At 52.8% G+C, this 15,828-nt stretch carries 13 protein-coding genes; 2 read left to right on the top strand and 11 right to left on the bottom strand.

The features are described 5' to 3' along the window. Positions 1-25: 25 nt before the first annotated feature. The 5 genes from BB497_16135 to BB497_16115 form a co-directional block, all read right to left on the bottom strand. The gene (locus BB497_16135; GenBank protein ID AVI64129.1) at positions 26-1,666 is read right to left on the bottom strand and encodes a BCCT transporter; all 1,641 of its coding nucleotides are present in this window, start codon (positions 1,664-1,666) and stop codon (positions 26-28) included. Between the two features lie 82 nt (positions 1,667-1,748). Then, the gene (locus BB497_16130) at positions 1,749-2,171 is read right to left on the bottom strand and encodes a universal stress protein UspA (GenBank protein ID AVI64128.1); all 423 of its coding nucleotides are present in this window, start codon (positions 2,169-2,171) and stop codon (positions 1,749-1,751) included. A 169-nt stretch (positions 2,172-2,340) separates the two neighbouring features. Then, positions 2,341-3,207, bottom strand: a complete 867-nt coding sequence (locus BB497_16125) for a glycine/betaine ABC transporter substrate-binding protein (GenBank protein AVI64127.1) — start codon at positions 3,205-3,207, stop codon at positions 2,341-2,343. Between the two features lie 117 nt (positions 3,208-3,324). Then, positions 3,325-4,155, bottom strand: coding sequence for an ABC transporter permease (locus tag BB497_16120; protein ID AVI64126.1), 831 nt, complete (start codon positions 4,153-4,155; stop codon positions 3,325-3,327). Continuing rightward, positions 4,155-5,357 carry a glycine/betaine ABC transporter ATP-binding protein gene (locus BB497_16115; protein ID AVI64125.1) on the bottom strand — a complete coding sequence of 401 codons (1,203 nt, stop codon included), beginning with the start codon at positions 5,355-5,357 and terminating at the stop codon, positions 4,155-4,157. Before BB497_16115 ends, BB497_16120 begins: the two co-directional genes overlap by 1 nt. 482 nt (positions 5,358-5,839) lie before the next feature. Here BB497_16115 and BB497_16110 point away from each other — a divergent pair, with 482 nt between their 5' ends. Both BB497_16110 and BB497_16105 read left to right on the top strand, forming a co-directional pair. Then, a complete protein-coding gene (locus tag BB497_16110) occupies positions 5,840-6,241 on the top strand; it encodes a hypothetical protein (protein ID AVI64124.1) in 402 nt (133 codons plus the stop codon). Between the two features lie 277 nt (positions 6,242-6,518). Then, positions 6,519-6,716, top strand: coding sequence for a hypothetical protein (locus BB497_16105; GenBank protein AVI64123.1), 198 nt, complete (start codon positions 6,519-6,521; stop codon positions 6,714-6,716). Positions 6,717-6,894: 178 nt separating this feature from the next. Here BB497_16105 and BB497_16100 read toward each other — a convergent pair whose 3' ends face one another. The 6 genes from BB497_16100 to BB497_16075 all read right to left on the bottom strand — a co-directional run bounded on the left by BB497_16100 (position 6,895) and on the right by BB497_16075 (position 15,610). Beyond that, positions 6,895-8,298: a sigma-54-dependent Fis family transcriptional regulator gene (locus tag BB497_16100; protein ID AVI64122.1), complete on the bottom strand. Its 1,404-nt coding sequence runs from the start codon at positions 8,296-8,298 to the stop codon at positions 6,895-6,897. 11 nt (positions 8,299-8,309) lie between these two features. Beyond that, a complete protein-coding gene (locus BB497_16095) occupies positions 8,310-9,755 on the bottom strand; it encodes a two-component sensor histidine kinase (GenBank protein ID AVI64121.1) in 1,446 nt (481 codons plus the stop codon). Between the two features lie 85 nt (positions 9,756-9,840). Beyond that, on the bottom strand, positions 9,841-10,980 hold the full coding sequence (locus BB497_16090; GenBank protein ID AVI64120.1) for a glucose sorbosone dehydrogenase: 1,140 nt from the start codon (positions 10,978-10,980) through the stop codon (positions 9,841-9,843). A gap of 142 nt (positions 10,981-11,122) precedes the next feature. Further along, a complete protein-coding gene (locus tag BB497_16085) occupies positions 11,123-11,998 on the bottom strand; it encodes a transporter (GenBank protein AVI64119.1) in 876 nt (291 codons plus the stop codon). Positions 11,999-12,067: 69 nt separating this feature from the next. Further along, positions 12,068-12,991 carry a LysR family transcriptional regulator gene (locus BB497_16080; GenBank protein AVI64118.1) on the bottom strand — a complete coding sequence of 308 codons (924 nt, stop codon included), beginning with the start codon at positions 12,989-12,991 and terminating at the stop codon, positions 12,068-12,070. A gap of 402 nt (positions 12,992-13,393) precedes the next feature. Continuing rightward, entirely contained in the window at positions 13,394-15,610 is a 2,217-nt protein-coding gene (locus BB497_16075; GenBank protein ID AVI64117.1) for a TonB-dependent receptor, read from the bottom strand. Positions 15,611-15,828: the final 218 nt, after the last annotated feature.

Below are 15,828 nucleotides of genomic sequence, written 5' to 3'. Positions count from 1 at the left end.
ATTTTACTGTGCTAATAATCGGCTGTTAGGCAGCTTTAGGTTCAGTCATTAAGCCTTTGATAATGGCATAGCACGCCACCAGCAAAATAATCGTGAACGGAAAGCCTGTCGAGACCGCCATTGTTTGAAGTGCAGTTAAGCCACCGCCAAGCAGTAGCGCTATGGCGATAGCGCCTTCAATGATCGCCCAAAATACCCGCTGCGGTTTGGGTGCATCTACTTTACCGCCGGCGGTAATGGAGTCGATAACCAGCGAGCCAGAATCCGACGAAGTGACAAAGAAAATCACCACTAACAGGATCGCGACAAACGAGGTGATCTGCGATAGCGGCAGCTGCTCGAGCATAATAAACAGCTGTAAATCGACGCCTGCATCACGCACGGCTTCAATGCCCTGGCTCACGTATTGGTCAATCGCAGTGCCACCAAAGGTGGTCATCCACAATACCGATACCAACGAAGGCACCAGTAACACCGAAATTAAGAACTCGCGCACGGTGCGGCCACGGGAAACACGGGCAATAAACATACCGACGTACGGGGACCAGGAAATCCACCACGCCCAATAGAATGCAGTCCAGCCTTGGCTAAAGTTCGCGTCTTCGCGGCCAAATGGGTTGGAAAGTGCGGGCAGGTGTACAGCATAGTTGATCAGGTTTTCAAAGAAGCCGGTCGCAATTAGCAGTGTTGGACCAACGGCAATCACAAAAAACAGCAGCAGTGCCGCCATCGCAATGTTGATTTTCGAGAGCAACTGCACGCCCTTGTCGACACCCGCCATAATGGAGCCGATAGCAATAATCGTGATGCCGATGATTAATAGGATCATCGTGATGTCGGTTTCAGGTGCGCCAAACAAGTAGCTTAAGCCCGCGGCTGCCTGGGTAGCCCCTAGCCCCAACGAGGTTGCCAAACCAAACAGCGTGGCGAACACTGCCAGGATATCAATGAGGTGACCCGGCCAGCCCCATACGCGCTCACCCAGTATTGGGTAAAAGACTGAGCGCATTGAGAGAGGAAGGCCCTTATTAAACGAGAATAGCGCCAGGGAAAGGGCGACGACTGCGTAAATGGCCCAAGGGTGTAAACCCCAATGGAATATCGTAGCGGCCATGCCCAGCGCGGCAGCACCTGCAGTATCGCCTTCAGCACCTGCAAGCGGTGCCCAGCTACCACCATCCAGCGAAGAACTGAAGTGGGCTAATGGCTCGTTAACGCCGAAGAACATCAGGCCAATGCCCATGCCCGCAGCGAACAGCATTGAAAACCAACCCGTATAGGTGAAATCAGGTTTGGCATCCGCGCCACCAATCCGGATTTTGCCCAGTGGTGAAACGATCAAGCCAAGGCAGAGAATCACGAATACATTAGCGGCCAGAATAAAGAACCAGGCCAGGTTGCCCGTCAAAAAGCCAAATACAGCATCGTAGATCGGTGCAATCGTACCTTGTAAAGCGAGCGTTAATATTACAAACAGCAGCACCAAAATGGACGAAATGGTGAATACCTTGCCATGCAGGTCAAGGTTAACGCCCATGGTGCTGGTGGTTATATTGTCTTGACCAATAACATAATCGGTATCGATCAAATTCGCCGCGCCCTCAGGGGCAGGAATGCCCTCCGAGGCTGGCTCTTCAAGTGGTTGATTTTGCGGCTTTTTATCCACAAATTTGCTCCCATCATTATTAACGTGCGTGTCGTTAAACGCGTGTCATCAAAGCTCAATGCTCAAAAAAACCAGTTCGCGCTTATTGGTGCACTCGAATCAGGAAAACAGACGCATCAGTGTGAGTAGCTACTTTCCCGCCATGGGAGGGCATAATAATGTCCAAATGGCGAGGAAGATGCGTTGCCATCATCACCAGATCGGCGCCTATCTCTTTCACAGCGTCGACGAGCTGTTTATCCACATTAGCAACAGGGTCTGTCGAACTGTAAACCTTGGTGCTTACCGGCTGACCGTGCACTTGGTGTCGCTTTTGGGCAAAAGCCTCAAGTTTTTGCTCGTACTCTTGAGGCGTGCGGGCAATGCTTGTGGGCGTATTCGCTGTGACGCTGACATAGGTGATATGCGCATCATACTGTTTAGCAAGGTCTGCCACTACGCTTAAGGCAGGCTCCAGTAGCTCTAAGTGAGCAAGGTCGACTGGTACCATAATGTTCTTAAACACAGCATGCTCCTCATATGGCTCCGTTTAGCATGGGTTTACCGCACTAATTAAAGCTATATCGTTGGTTGAAAACAGTTGCTTGCAGCATATGCAACAAATGAGCTGAAGCAAAGTGCAGCTTCAGCTCATTTATCATTCTACTAATAAACTTGATTTAGCCAAGACGATATTAGTTGTTCAACCACTGTGCGACAACATCTTGGTTATCCTCCACCCACTGCTGGGCGCTTTCATAGGGGTCGGCACCATCTTCTTGGTTCATAAGCATGACCTCGCCCATCTGCTCGGGCGTCCATGCAAAAGCATCTAAGATGGCATAGGCCTCAGGCATATCGTCTTTCAGCCCCTGGCGCACTACGGTATGAATTTGCTCAGCACCGCCATAAACGCCTTCTGGATCTTCAAGGTATTTAAGGTCAAAGCGCGCAAACATCCAGTGTGGCGTCCAGCCGGTGACCACAATGTCTTCTTCATTGTTGATAGCGCTGGAAAGCGCTGCTGTCATTGTGGCGCCGCTGCCACTGCGCAGGTTCAGCCCGAGGTCATAGGTATCCACGACCTCTTCGGTGAGCGACATCAAGCCTGCACCGGGGTCAATACCGATGATCTCGCCGTTAAAGCTGTCGGCGTTATCGTTCAAATCAGCAATTGAGTCTACATCTGTGTAGGCAGGCACTACTAAGCCAAGCTTAGTGCCGTCGAGATTCATGCCCAGATCTTCGACATTGCCACCCAGGCGTTCCATATAGTCTGCGTGGGTTGTGGGGAGCCAAGCAGCCACAATGGCGTCAGCATCGCCTGAAGAGAGCGCTTGGAACATGGCCGCTGCGGAAAGCGAGGTTAATTCAACGTCAAAGCCAGCCTGTTCAAGCGCTGCTGCAATAACGTTTGTAGAAGCGACCTCGGAAGACCACTCGACATAGGCAAGGTTAATCGTGCCGTTTGCTTGGGCGATACTGCCAGCAGCGAGCCCTGTGCCGGCGACAAGGGCCAGTGAAGCTAGGCGGACACGCTGATTGAGTGTGCGAGTTTTCATATTCTTACTCCTTCTTGTTAAACGGAGGGGTAACGTTGCCCAATGGTTTTGTAACCGCTTGGCTCTTGTAGCCCCATGGTTCTTGCATCTTTTACATAACGCGCCATTGCTAGCCTTTTAACGACGGGTTTTGCGCAGTGATTGGGTTAGGCGGTCCAGCAACATGGCGAGTATCACTACCGCAATGCCAGCCTCAAAACCATCACCTGGGCGCAAGCGCTGGATGGCGCGCCATACCTCGCTGCCTAAGCCATCGGCACCGATCATCGCGGCGATAACCACCATAGAAAGAGCCAGCATAATGGTTTGGTTAATACCGGCCATCACCGTCGGTAAAGAGAGCGGTAGCTGAACTTTGAAAAGCTTCTGGCCCCGTGTGGCGCCGTAAGCATCGGCGGCTTCAATAAGTTCTACCGGTACTTGGCGGATGCCCAGGGTGGTAAAGCGAATAGCGGGCGGCATAGAAAAGATAACCGTAGCAAAAATCGCCGACACCGAGCCAATACCGAAAAAGGGAATCGCTGGAATTAAGTACACAAACGCAGGCATGGTCTGCATGAAATCAAGCATCGGCATGATAAGCCGATATAGGCGCTCGGATAGAGCTGCCGCGATACCTACCGGAAGGGCGATGAGTACGGCAACGAACGTGGCGATCACCACGAGGGTGAGCGTTTCAATCATGGGGTCCCATAGCCCCAGATTCCAAATAAGGGCCAGGCCCGCAACAGCGCCAATGGCTAGGCGGAGGCTAGCAACTTTCCAGCACAGTAGCGCAATCATTGCCATTAATGCCCACTCGGGCAGCCACATGAGCCCATCGTTGAGGCTATTAATACCGGTTTGGGTAAATCGGGCAATGCCGCGTGTAACGAGCGAGTACTCACTGGTTAGCCAGTTGAGGCCGTTCTCAATCCAAGCGCCTAAGGGAATGCGTGGAATATCCATTACTGCTCTCCTGCTCGTGCGAGTTCATCCAAAACTGCTCCTTTCACCACCACGCCAAGCAGTCGCTGCTGCTCATCAACGACGGCAATAGGAAAACTTTTGTCGTTGAACATGGCAAATAGGTTATGCAGCGGCTCATCAGGAAGCACTTTTCGGAAATCCTGTGTCAGGTGATGGGTAATGGTTTCTGATTTGGCCTCAATGGCACTACTGGCCATCTCGGCTTCCAGCAAACCGATGAGGCGTCGATCTCGGTCGGTGACATAGATCGAATCAATACTATGGTCACGCATTCGGTGTAGAGCGGTTCGTGGGCCATCGCTGTCGCGGGCAGTGGTGCGTACCGGTCGCATGGCGCTTTCAGCAGTTAGTATTCTTGAGCGGTCGACCCCTTCAATAAAGCGGCGAACGTAGTCGTCAGCAGGCTTCGTTAAAATCTCTTCAGGGGTGCCGATCTGGACGATTTCACCATCTTTCAACAGCACGATGCGGTCGCCAATATTGAGTGCTTCGTCTAAGTCGTGGGTGATGAAGACCGTGGTTTTCTGCATTTTAGACTGCAGTTGAATAAGCTCTTGCTGCATGTCTTTACGTATTAATGGGTCAAGTGCTGAAAATGCTTCATCCATCAACAATACGCTGGAGTCGTTCGCTAGTGCTCGGGCAAGGCCAACGCGCTGCTGCATGCCGCCAGAAAGTTGATTAGGGTACGCTTCTTCCCAGCCATCAAGCCCCACCTGGGTAAGGGCGGTCTGAGCAGTTTTCTGACGCTCTGCTTTATCTACCCCGCGAATTTCAAGCCCAAACTCGGCGTTTTGCCGCACGGTACGGTGGGGAAAGAGCGCGAAGTTCTGAAATACCATAGAGAAGTGGCGACGGCGGCACTCCAGCAGCGCTTTTTCCCCCAGCGCAGGAATGTTTTCACCGTCAATAATGATCTCGCCTTCGGTGGTATCAATAAGGCGATTAAGGCAGCGGATTAAGGTTGATTTGCCGGAGCCTGACAAGCCCATGATAACCAGTAGCTCGCCTTCAAAGACATCGAAGGAGATATTCGATAGGCCCAAGGTCTGGCCGGTTTTTTCAAGAATATCTGAGCGATTCAACCCCTGATTACGTAGCTCCAATGCTTTTTGAGGCTGCTTGCCAAATACTTTGCTCAAGCCGCGCACTTGAATTTTGACAGGGCGTGTCTCTTCCATCAGTGATGCCTTTTATGGATATGAACCCTCTTACGCCAATTGCTTTTAAAAGCAGTCACAGGCGTCGATTCATAAGAATAAGTTAATGTTAACTGTGTAAATGTATTAACAATTATTATACATAAGTGAGGGGCATGTGTCACAAAGGCCCAGGGCGGGCGGGCAACAAACGCTACATGTGTCAAAATTAACCCAGCCATGTAGTGAAATCATGAGGTTGTCTCTTTATTTTTATTTTTATAAATTATTGATTTTAAATATTTTTTTATTTTTTTATGTTCTTTGGCATGTTATATGAAGGGTGGTGTTTAGGTTTTAATGCAATCTTTAAATGTTAATTGTTTAACGCAAAATGTAGGACGCTGCCTTAGCTCTCAATAGGCGATGCATGCAAATAAATACATGTGCAGATATGTGTTATTTGTGGAATTAAGCAGTCGCTGCATTAGCGATTTATATAAGTTTTAACGGAGGCAAGCCTTATGGATAAGCAAACGAAATCGGCCATCAAGCGCCCACGCGTATTAACGCTTTGCATGTTGGCGGCTACCGTAAGCACCTTGGCGCTTGCAGGTTGTGGTAATAACGATGATGAGTTACCACCAGCGCAGCAGCCAGAGCCGATGGAGCAGGATGCAACCACAAATGGTCAAGCACCTGCCATGGGTGATGAACCTGCCATGACAGATGATCCAGGCATGCAAGACCCCACGATGGATGATCCTGCCCTAGACGAGAATGCAGCTTCTTCTCAAGAGCCTATGCCAGGTGAAGAACCAGGTATGAATACCACTGATCCTGACGAAGAGCCAGGTTTTGGTGAAGGCGCCGAACCTATGCCCGGTGCAGATGATGATGACGATGAGTTAACTCAAGGCCAGTAATTGTTACCGCTCCCTACGATGATAAGCCGATACAGCTGTCTGTTCCCTGCGGCTGCCCCACACGGTTTATCATCCTTTTCCCTCGCGCCCGCGGGGGTTTTTTTGTCGCTGTGATAGCCACTCATTAGTGATTCAATTTCGCCGGGGCTCTGCCTGCTAACTGTAATTAAGTGACTAGTGTTGAGGGACAGACGTTGAATTTGGTAAATGATCCAGTAAGCCGCTATGTTGAAAAGGCGGTTAGCACACCCCCTCAAATCAAAGGAAGGAGCACGACATGATGTCTACCCACCCGAGTCGCCGTATAAGCGCCTTACTGCTTAGCGCAATGTTAGCCCTCGGTACCCTAGGGCTTGCAGGCTGTGGCGGTGACTCGCCTCCAAACGAAGAAGCCCAGCCAGAGCCCGAGCAACCAATGAGCCAGGGCCCCATGTCTAATGAAGACGCTGGTGAAGCGCCAAGCGATGACCTATAAGGTTATGTAACAGGGGTAGTAGAACACTTGTTTCCTACACGATGAATGTACTCCGCCATAGCGACGCCCAGGGGCTTAGCTATGGCGATCGTCGTTTACGGGATAACATTTTTCTGGCTAAAGACGTCTTGCTTATGACATAGGTTGGATAGGGGCATTTTGGATAGGGGCATTAAGGCTATTCCCCGTCATCTTCCAGGCGACGGTAGAGTGTTCGACGAGCAATGCCCAGTACTTCAGCTGTGCGACGTTTGTTGCCGCCGGTAGCTTCAAGCACTTTTCGAATATAACGTTTCTCCACCTCTTCCAGGCTGGGCCAGCGTGTGGGAGTCGGTGCTGGCACGTGGTTGCCGGGTAACACTTCACCACTTACCGTCGGTGCCATTTCACTCACGCTTTCTTGGCTGGTTTGTTCACGTAGCCGTTCGGGTAGGTCTTGGTGCTGCAGAACCCCTTCCTCGCTTAACGTGACAGCACGCATAATGGCATTTTCAAGCTCGCGTACATTTCCAGGGTAGGTATAGCTCAACAGGCTATTAAGTGCGTCTGATTCGATCTGCTCAATGTGTTTGCCCTGAGCGTCTGCTAGCTTGTCAATTAGTGCAAAAATCAGATGCTCGATGTCGCTACCACGCTCTCGTAGCGGTGGAATGCGTAACGAAAAGGTTTCTAGGCGGTAGAATAAATCGCTGCGAAAATTCTCTTGCTCGATCTCCTTCTCAAGATTCCGGTGCGTGGCAGCAATAATGCGCACATCTACGGCTTCTTCGCGCTCGCCCCCCACCGGGCGCACGGTTTTTTCCTGTAATGCACGCAGTAACTTGGCTTGTAGGTTAATGGGCATTTCACCAATTTCATCTAGAAACAGGCTGCCGCCTTGAGCGCTATGGAAAAGCCCTTTCTTGGCTTCGTTAGCGCCGGTAAACGCCCCTTTAACATGACCAAAAAACTCGCTTTCCATCAGGTCTGCAGGAATGCTGGCGCAGTTAACCGGCACAAACGGTGCATCGTGGCGGGGGCTTTCTTGATGAATGGCGCGGGCAAGTAGCTCTTTACCGGTACCGCTTTCACCCAGGATCAGAATGGGCGCATCGCTTTTGGCAAGCCTTGAGGCATCGTGAAACAGGGACTGCATGACATTGCTTTTGCCTACAATGCCATGGAAATGGCTAAGCTCGGCCTCTTCATGGTAAAGCGACAAACGCTGGCGCTCCAGTACACGAAATACGGCCTCGCGAATGGCGTCTAGATCGAGTGGTTTGGTAAGAAAATCATCTGCACCCAGCTTAAGTGCTTCTACTGCCTGATCAATCGTGCCAAATGCGGTTATAACGATAATGCCAAGTTCGCTGCCGCTATTACGCAGCTGCTGAAGAAGCTGGATGCCGGTCATTCCAGGAAGGCGTACATCCGTAATCATCATCGCCACAGGTGTGTGGCTAAGAAGTGCCAGGGCGTCTTCAGCACTGGGAACGCCTAGCGTTTCGTAGCCCGCGTCGTTGAGCTCTTCTTCTAATAACTCACGTATAGCGGCGTCATCCTCCACCACCAATAAAGGTAAAAGGGGTTCCTGATGGGTCACAAACGTTGTCCTCAAGCGGATGCGGTTTCACTAAGGGGGAGTGTAATTTCAAAGCCAGCGCCACCAAGGCCGCTGCTAAATACACCAATCGTCCCGCCGTGGTCGTTAATAATGCGATGCACCATCGAAAGCCCCAACCCGCTTCCTTGGCCCACTGGTTTAGTGGTGAAGAAAGGGTCAAATACTTTGTGGTGATCTGATGGGGGGATGCCCGGCCCGTCGTCTTCTACCCACAGCGTTAACTCCTCACCATGCTGTGCTGCACGCACCTGAATACGGCTCACGTCAGGCGCTTGGGCGGCATTGCGTAGTAAATTGGTTAACACCTGCACAATTTGCTGCCCGTTAACCAATAAATGGGGTGAAGGGGAAGGAAGATCAATGTCTAAGCGAATATTTCTAGGCTCAAGCTCCTCTTCCACTAACTCGCTGGCGCTTAGAATAAGCTGATCGAGGGCTTGATTACCTTTCTCTACGTTATGTTGCCGGCCTAACTCCATCAGTTGGCGGACAATTTCAACAATCCGTTCAACTTCCCCACGTATGCGTCCCAGTTTTGCCCGTTCGTCATCGCCAATGACATCCCGGCGCGCTAAGCGCTGAGCTTGACCGTTAATAACGGTGAGCGGTGCGCCGATTTCATGGGCAACCCCGGCAGCAAGTACGCCTAGTTCGGCAAGCTTTTTAGATTTGCGTAGGCGTTTTTCCAGCTCAATCTCACGCCGTTGGCGGGCGTCAATATCGCGGTCTTTTTCTGCCATGGCGTCTAACATACCGTTAAGGCCGGAGGCTAAGCGGCGGTACTCCGATGGGCCATCCTCTGTTGCACGCTGGCTGCGGTCGCCACCTTCTACTAATAGCATTACGTGTAGCAGGCGGTTGAGTGGCCGCTCGATATAGTGGCGAAACCCCCACCAAATACTGAAAACAATACCCGCCGCGCCGATGACAAACACCAGTACCGCAACAATACTAATAAAGCCGGTGTAATTCTCGATGCCCGTATTGAGTCGGTTCACCTGAAGCACGCCTTGAACCGTGCCGTCCTGGTTGCGTAGTGGCGTCAATGCGGAGTAGTAGTTCCACCCTTCATGCTGGCGATAGTTACTGTAAAGATCGTCTCGCTCGATAACTTGGCGGATCTCTTCTGGAGTAAACAGGTTTTTACCCAGCCCAAGTCCGTAGACCTCCCGACCTTGGGTATCAAACACGTAAGCGCCGTAGATGCGGTGGAAAGAGAAGGCGGATTGCAGCGCCTCTTCCAATGGCGTCCCGCTATCCCGGGCGACGGCGTAGCTCAATGAGGAACTCAGCGCTCGGGTTATAATTTCGACTTCCGTTTGTAGCTTGGAGCGAACGTTATCTTCCAGGGACTTAATAGCCACAAGACTAAACACCACCAATACGATAAACAGCGGGAAAATCACTGTTAAGATAATCAAGTTACGTAGTCGCATCGAGCATCCGTGTTCGTGTAGGTGGTTATAAAACAGGGCTCATAAACAACACTTGCCCTTTTTCCAAGCGCAACATAGCAGTTGATTAGTTCGCCGCCTGCAAGCGATAAAGACTGCCTTGGTTACTATCGGTAAGCAAGTAAATGGCATCGTCCGGCCCTTGGCGCACATCGCGGATTCTGCCCAACTCGCCCTTTAGAATTTGCTCTTCATCGACCACGTGACCCTCATCTAACGCTAGGCGCAGCAGCGTATTACTGGCCAACCCGCCAGCTAATAAATGCCCTTGCCAAGCATGAAACGCAGCGCTGGTGACCTCGGCCAAGCCCGAGGGGGCAAAACGACCTTCAAATACATAGACCGGGTCAACCATGCCGGGTAGAGAGTCTACGCCAATTGGCTGGTTAGTGGCGTAATCATTACCCTGGCTAACTTTTGGCCAGCCGTAATTATTGCCTGGCTCAATAAGATTCAGCTCATCGCCGGTGCGAGGTCCGTGTTCAGAGACCCAGGCTTGCCCATTACTCAAGACCGTCATGCCCTGAATATTGCGATTACCCAGGGTGTAAATTTCATCCAAGGTACTGTCGTCATCAACAAAGGGGTTATCGCTGGGTACGCCGCCGGTATCGGTCAGCCGTAGCGTCGTGCCTGCATGATCGTCGCTCTGCTGGGCACGCGAGGTGGTCCCGCGGTCGCCAATGCTCATCAGTAGGGTGCCGTCCTCTAGCCATGCCAACCGTGAGCCGTAATGGCGTCCGGGTGAGGAAGCGCGATCTTGCTCAAACAAGTGCTCTACTTCACCAAGCGTATCGCCTTGCCACTTCACTCGGGACAGTGCTGAGCGGCTAGCGTTGCCATCGGGTTTGCTCCAGGTAAAGTAAATCCAGTCGTTTTCCCCGTCACCAAAATCTGGGTGGAGCACTACATCAAGCAGCCCCCCTTGGCCGTTTTGACTCACGTCTGGCATGCCTGCCAGTCGTTGCGATTCGCCAGTGCCGTGAACAAGGTTTAACGCGCCGCTGCGTTCACTCACTAGATAGCGACCGTCGGGAAGAAACGCCACCGCCCAGGGATTCTCAAGCCCCTCGGCCACCCGTTCGATGGTGATCGCGAAGTGATCGGTTTCCAGCGCACTGTGTACCACCTCCGCGTGGGCAGCATTGGCGAAGAGTAGACCCGCCAGCGAGGGAGCTACCCAACGTGCTGCCAGTACACGTAACAAGCAGCGCGGTGTCGTTTGCGGTCGAGCGGATATGAGGTGTCGCGTTGGCATGGTGTGCATGGGCATCGTTTGTCCTCGGTTAGCGCGGAGTCAGGGTAGTAGTCTAGCAGTGACTGCCTTAAACGGGCGGGGGTTCCCGGCGCTACATCAGTAGCGCCAGCAATGCCGGTAAGTAGAACAGCGCCATTAGCGTTGAGCAGAAGACGAGGCTTGCCACATAGGCAGGTTCGCGCTGGGCACGTTGGGCAAACAGGTAGTTGAAGACCGCCACTGGCATACACATCTGCACTACTAAAATGTTCTGTGCCAGTGGCGGCAGGCCTAGCCAACCGGCAATGAACCAAGCAGCGGCGGCTGCCAGCGGAATACGGATTAGGCTAAAGCCAACGCCAGAGCGCAGGCTTTTCACCTGAATACTGGCCAGCGATACGCCAAGCGTGATGAGCATCAGAGGCACGGTAAAGCCTGACATAAGGTCCACCGTGTTGGCCATCCACAAGGGGAGTGAGGTATCGGTGAGCAGCAGCGCCATGGAAATGACGATGGCATACACCGTCGGGGTCCTGAGCAGCGTTTTGATTGGGCTACCGCTGCTGCTTAGCACGGCCCCCAAGGTGAACTGAAACAGTGAAACCGTCACCATCACTGTAATACCGTAGGCAAAGCCCGCGCTGCCGAACGCGTACAGCACCACCGGCAGTCCCATGTTGCCGGTGTTGGGGTACATCATCGGCGCAATCAGCACCCGCCAATCGCGGCGCAGCAATGTTGCGACAGCAAAGCTGGCGGCGCCCATGCTCATAATGACGAGGGCCGCGGCCAGCATCACTTGCCCAAACGTGCTGGCATCGATGGCCGCCCCGGAGAGTGACGCTAGCACCAACGCTGGAGTGCCAATATTGAAAACCAGGCGCGTCACAAAATCGACCGGGTAGGGTTGGCCGAGACGAACCCATAAAAAGCCCAGTCCGGCACCGGCCAGCACGGGTGCCATGACGGCGAAGAGTTCAGCGAGCATTAAGGTTCCTTGACGATCATCGGCTGCCTATTGTGGATAATTAGGCGGCTAACTGGCAAGGCGAACCTCTTAACCAGAGTGAACGGCTTCCGTACGGGTTTGCCACGCGGCGGGTACCTGCTCGCGCAGAAACGCCAGTAGAGCGTTTACCCGGCGAGAGTGGTGCCCATAGGCATACAGTAGCGTGACGGGAAGTGGGGCAGGCTCCCAACCTGGCAAACAGTTTATCAAATCGCCAGGGTGGTGCCGTTCGCGGCCTTCAACCAACCAATGTGGCAGCAAGCCGATCCCCTGGCCGTAAGCAATGGCATCAATGTGCAGCGCTGTGAGATCTACCTGTAGCCGCGAGCGGGGTGCGTTAAAGAGGTAGTCAGCGTGTTCTGGATGATGCAGTAAGAGGCCGCTGGAGGCGGTGTCCAGTAGGTCGATCCAGGCGTGTGCGTCAAGCTCGTTGGGATGCTGCGGGGTTCCTACATTACCCAGGTAGCGCGGGTTGGCGTAAAGACCACGGGTGAGATGGCCTAAACGCTCTTGATTCAGGCCGCACTCATGGGGGGCGCCTAGCCAAATGTGCACGCTGTTGCTTTGCATCTTCGTCGGCGGCCTTTCCCGGGTATGCAGCGTTAGCTCGATTTTGGGGTAACGGGTTAAAAATGCATCTATTACCCCCGCTATCCACCCCCGAGCCAGGGCGCCGTGTACCTCTAACGTGACTTTACCGCTGATCTCCTCGCGCAGCTCTGCTAAGGCCTCTTGGCTGTGGGCGGCCATGGCCAGTAACTCGATGCAGTAGTGGTGAAACAGCAGGCCCGCTTCGGTAGGAATCAAACGATTTGCTTGGCGCCGCAGCAGCGGTTGGTTGAGACGAGCCTCTAACTGGCTAATCCGGCGGCTTAAGGTAGATTTTGCAAGCCCGAGCTTCTGTGCGCTGCGCGTCAAACTGCCGGTGGTCATTATGTCGTTAAAGGCGGCGAGTTCATCAAAATCGTACATAGTCGGAGCCACTAGAGAAACGGAGGCGGCTATTGTGCCACTTAATTTTTTGAATGAAAATAATTGCTATTTGTGTTCCGGTTTTTTGAACCTATATTGCTGTCGCTTGAGGGCGGCCACCAGCGAGTAGCCGTATTTTGTTATATCGGCCAGCGGGCAAGCAAAGGCACCGTCATAACAGGCTGTTTCTTAAAATAAGTGAAGGTGCGTGAGAGCGTCAGTCGGTAAGGAGTACGCGCACTGCTCATACTGCCCAAGCGAATGCGTTTAAATAGATTAATCCATTGAATCGCGACCATAGCGGGAAGTGACTGCAGTGGTCGCTTTATACAAAAGCGAAAAACCCCGGCACAAGGCCGGGGCAGCAAGCCAGCATTGAAACAGTAAGTGAACCCTCAAGCGTTAGAAGTCGTAAGTGGCGGAGACCCAGAAACTGCGGCCATCCAGAGCTACGCCATTGGTGAAGCTACTGGTTTGAGTAAAGCGGTAGGCACGCAGGGTCTCACCGTTGTGTTCAAAGGTATCGGAACCAGTGAAGTCTTTATCAAACAGATTGTAAATAGTACCGGTTACTCGCACGTTGTCGCTGAAACGGTAGGAGTTGCGCAGGTTAAACAGTGCATAGCCATCGAGGTTATTACCAAGCTGCTCTACCAAGGAAGCAGATTGACCGCTTGGGGTGCCAGTGAAGCGCTCGCGAGAAGAGTAGTACTCGCTCTCCAGTGTGGTGCTCCAGCGGTCGTTAATCGCCCAGGTCAGATCAGCGGTGAGCTTATGTTTCGGGGTGTTGGTTAACAGCTGGCCTTCGTTAGCACCGGACTTCACTTCAGAGTCGGTAAATGTGTAGCCGCCGCTGACATGCCACGCCGGGGCGATTTGATAGCTTGCGTTTAGCTCGACGCCACGGGTTTCGGCTTTATCAATATTGATCTGCTGACGGAAGTTTTCTTGCTGTGTAAAGCTGCCCACGCTGACACAGTTGGCGAGTCCCGCATTGGGGGTGTTGCCGTTGTCATCGATAAACTGGCAGTTAGGTAAGGGAGTGCTGTTGGCAATACGATCCGTAAAACGATTGTAGAAAACGGTAGCCCCCGCTGCAAAGCCGTCTTGGTTGTCGTAAATCGCACCAATTTCATAGTTGGTGCTCTTTTCTGGCTCCAGGTTGGGCGAACCAATTGTGACGGTGCGGCCTTGCGCGATGAAGCCAGTCACGCCGTCATGCAGGTCGTTCAGCGACGGTGTCTTATAGCCACGGCTTACGCCACCTTTCAGCGTCCAGTTGGGGGTTGTGTTCCACACCAGGTAGCCGCGTGGGCTAAAATGGCCGCCGAAAGCGTCGTGATGTTCGTAGCGTCCGCCAAAGGTAAAGGCGAGATCGTCTCGCAACAGCCACTCATCTTCGGCAAACAGTGCCCAGCTGGTTTGTTCAAACGCTTGGTTACCGGCTGCGCCATCTTCTAATTTGGCATCGATGTACTGGCCGCCAATCGTCGCAATATGGTCGCCAATGGGGGCAACAAACTTGGTATCAACAATAATGTCGCGGTTTTCCAACAGGCGATCTTCGCCCCCTTGGGCCTCGTAACCATATTCAGGTGCGCTACCTTCAGGCAACGTACGGCCTAGGGTCTCAGTGGTGCTGTGGGTAACGCTGCTTTCCCAGGTGCCTGCGCTGTAGTGCCCCGAGTGTCCAATAGCGACCTGATCGCGATTGAAGCGCAACTCATCTTTATAGCCCCAGGCACTGTCCGGAGCTTCTGTTGAGCAGTCGCGTGCCCATCCATCAAGGCTGCCAAGGCGGCAGTCGTCGTTGCTATACGTTTGACGCGAGCGCTCGGCGTCTAGCCAGAATTCATTGGTGTCGTCTGGTGTTACATTTAAGCGCCCACCGATAGAGTAATTGCGTGCTTCTACTGGGCGAGGGTCGCGCCCTGCGCTATTTTCAACCATGCGCTCAGAGCTGTCGCGGTCGAATAGGCGACCACGTAACTGAAGGCCAACAGTATCTTCTACCAAGGGGCCAGATGTGTATAAGTTGATCGCTGAGCTATTGCCCGCATCGCGATCCTGCTGGAAAGTGTTCTCAACCGTTACTGAACCTACCCACTCTTCGCCTACGCGGCGGGTAATAATATTAATGACACCACCCATAGCGTCGGAGCCGTAAAGTGTCGACATCGGCCCACGGATCACTTCAATACGCTCAATCGCGGCAAGCGGCGGCATAAAGCCGGTTGACGTTTCACCAAAGCCGTTGGGCGTCACGCTGCCAGAGGTATTCTGACGACGACCATCAATCAGGATGAGCGTATAGGCGCTAGGCATACCGCGAATCGATATGTTCAGGCCGCCGGTTTTGCCCGTACCTGAGCGAACGTCGACGCCTGGCACGTCGGCAATTGCCTCAGCAATGTTTGCGAACTGTTTTTGTTCCAGCTCTTCACGGGTGACTACGGCAATACTCGCAGGGGCATTGTTCAGCGTTTGCTCATAACCGGCGGCGGTGACCACCATATTGTTAAGCTGAGTGCTGTTCTGAGAGGCCTCTTGGGCATGAGCCGTCGCAGTAACGCTGAGCGCGATGGCGCTTACGAGGGCGGTGCGAGTAAAGCGTGGCATGTCGATCCCCTGATATGAGTATTGTTTACCAATGAAATTGATTATCAAATGAGTTTCAGATTCTAAGAAGAAAAGTTCCCACTTGCGAGGTTGTTTCATCGAACATTGTGTTGCGCTTAATGGAACAGGGCGCTTCAAGGCGCAATGCCATCAGCGTTTTACCCTGCTGAGAAGGTGCCGAAGGCCAGGGTTGCAGAAACGGCAACACGCTATTCGTT

Source organism: Halomonas sp. GFAJ-1 (assembly GCA_002966495.1).
GTDB lineage: Bacteria > Pseudomonadota > Gammaproteobacteria > Pseudomonadales > Halomonadaceae > Vreelandella.
This window is presented reverse-complemented; position numbering and strand designations above follow the sequence as displayed.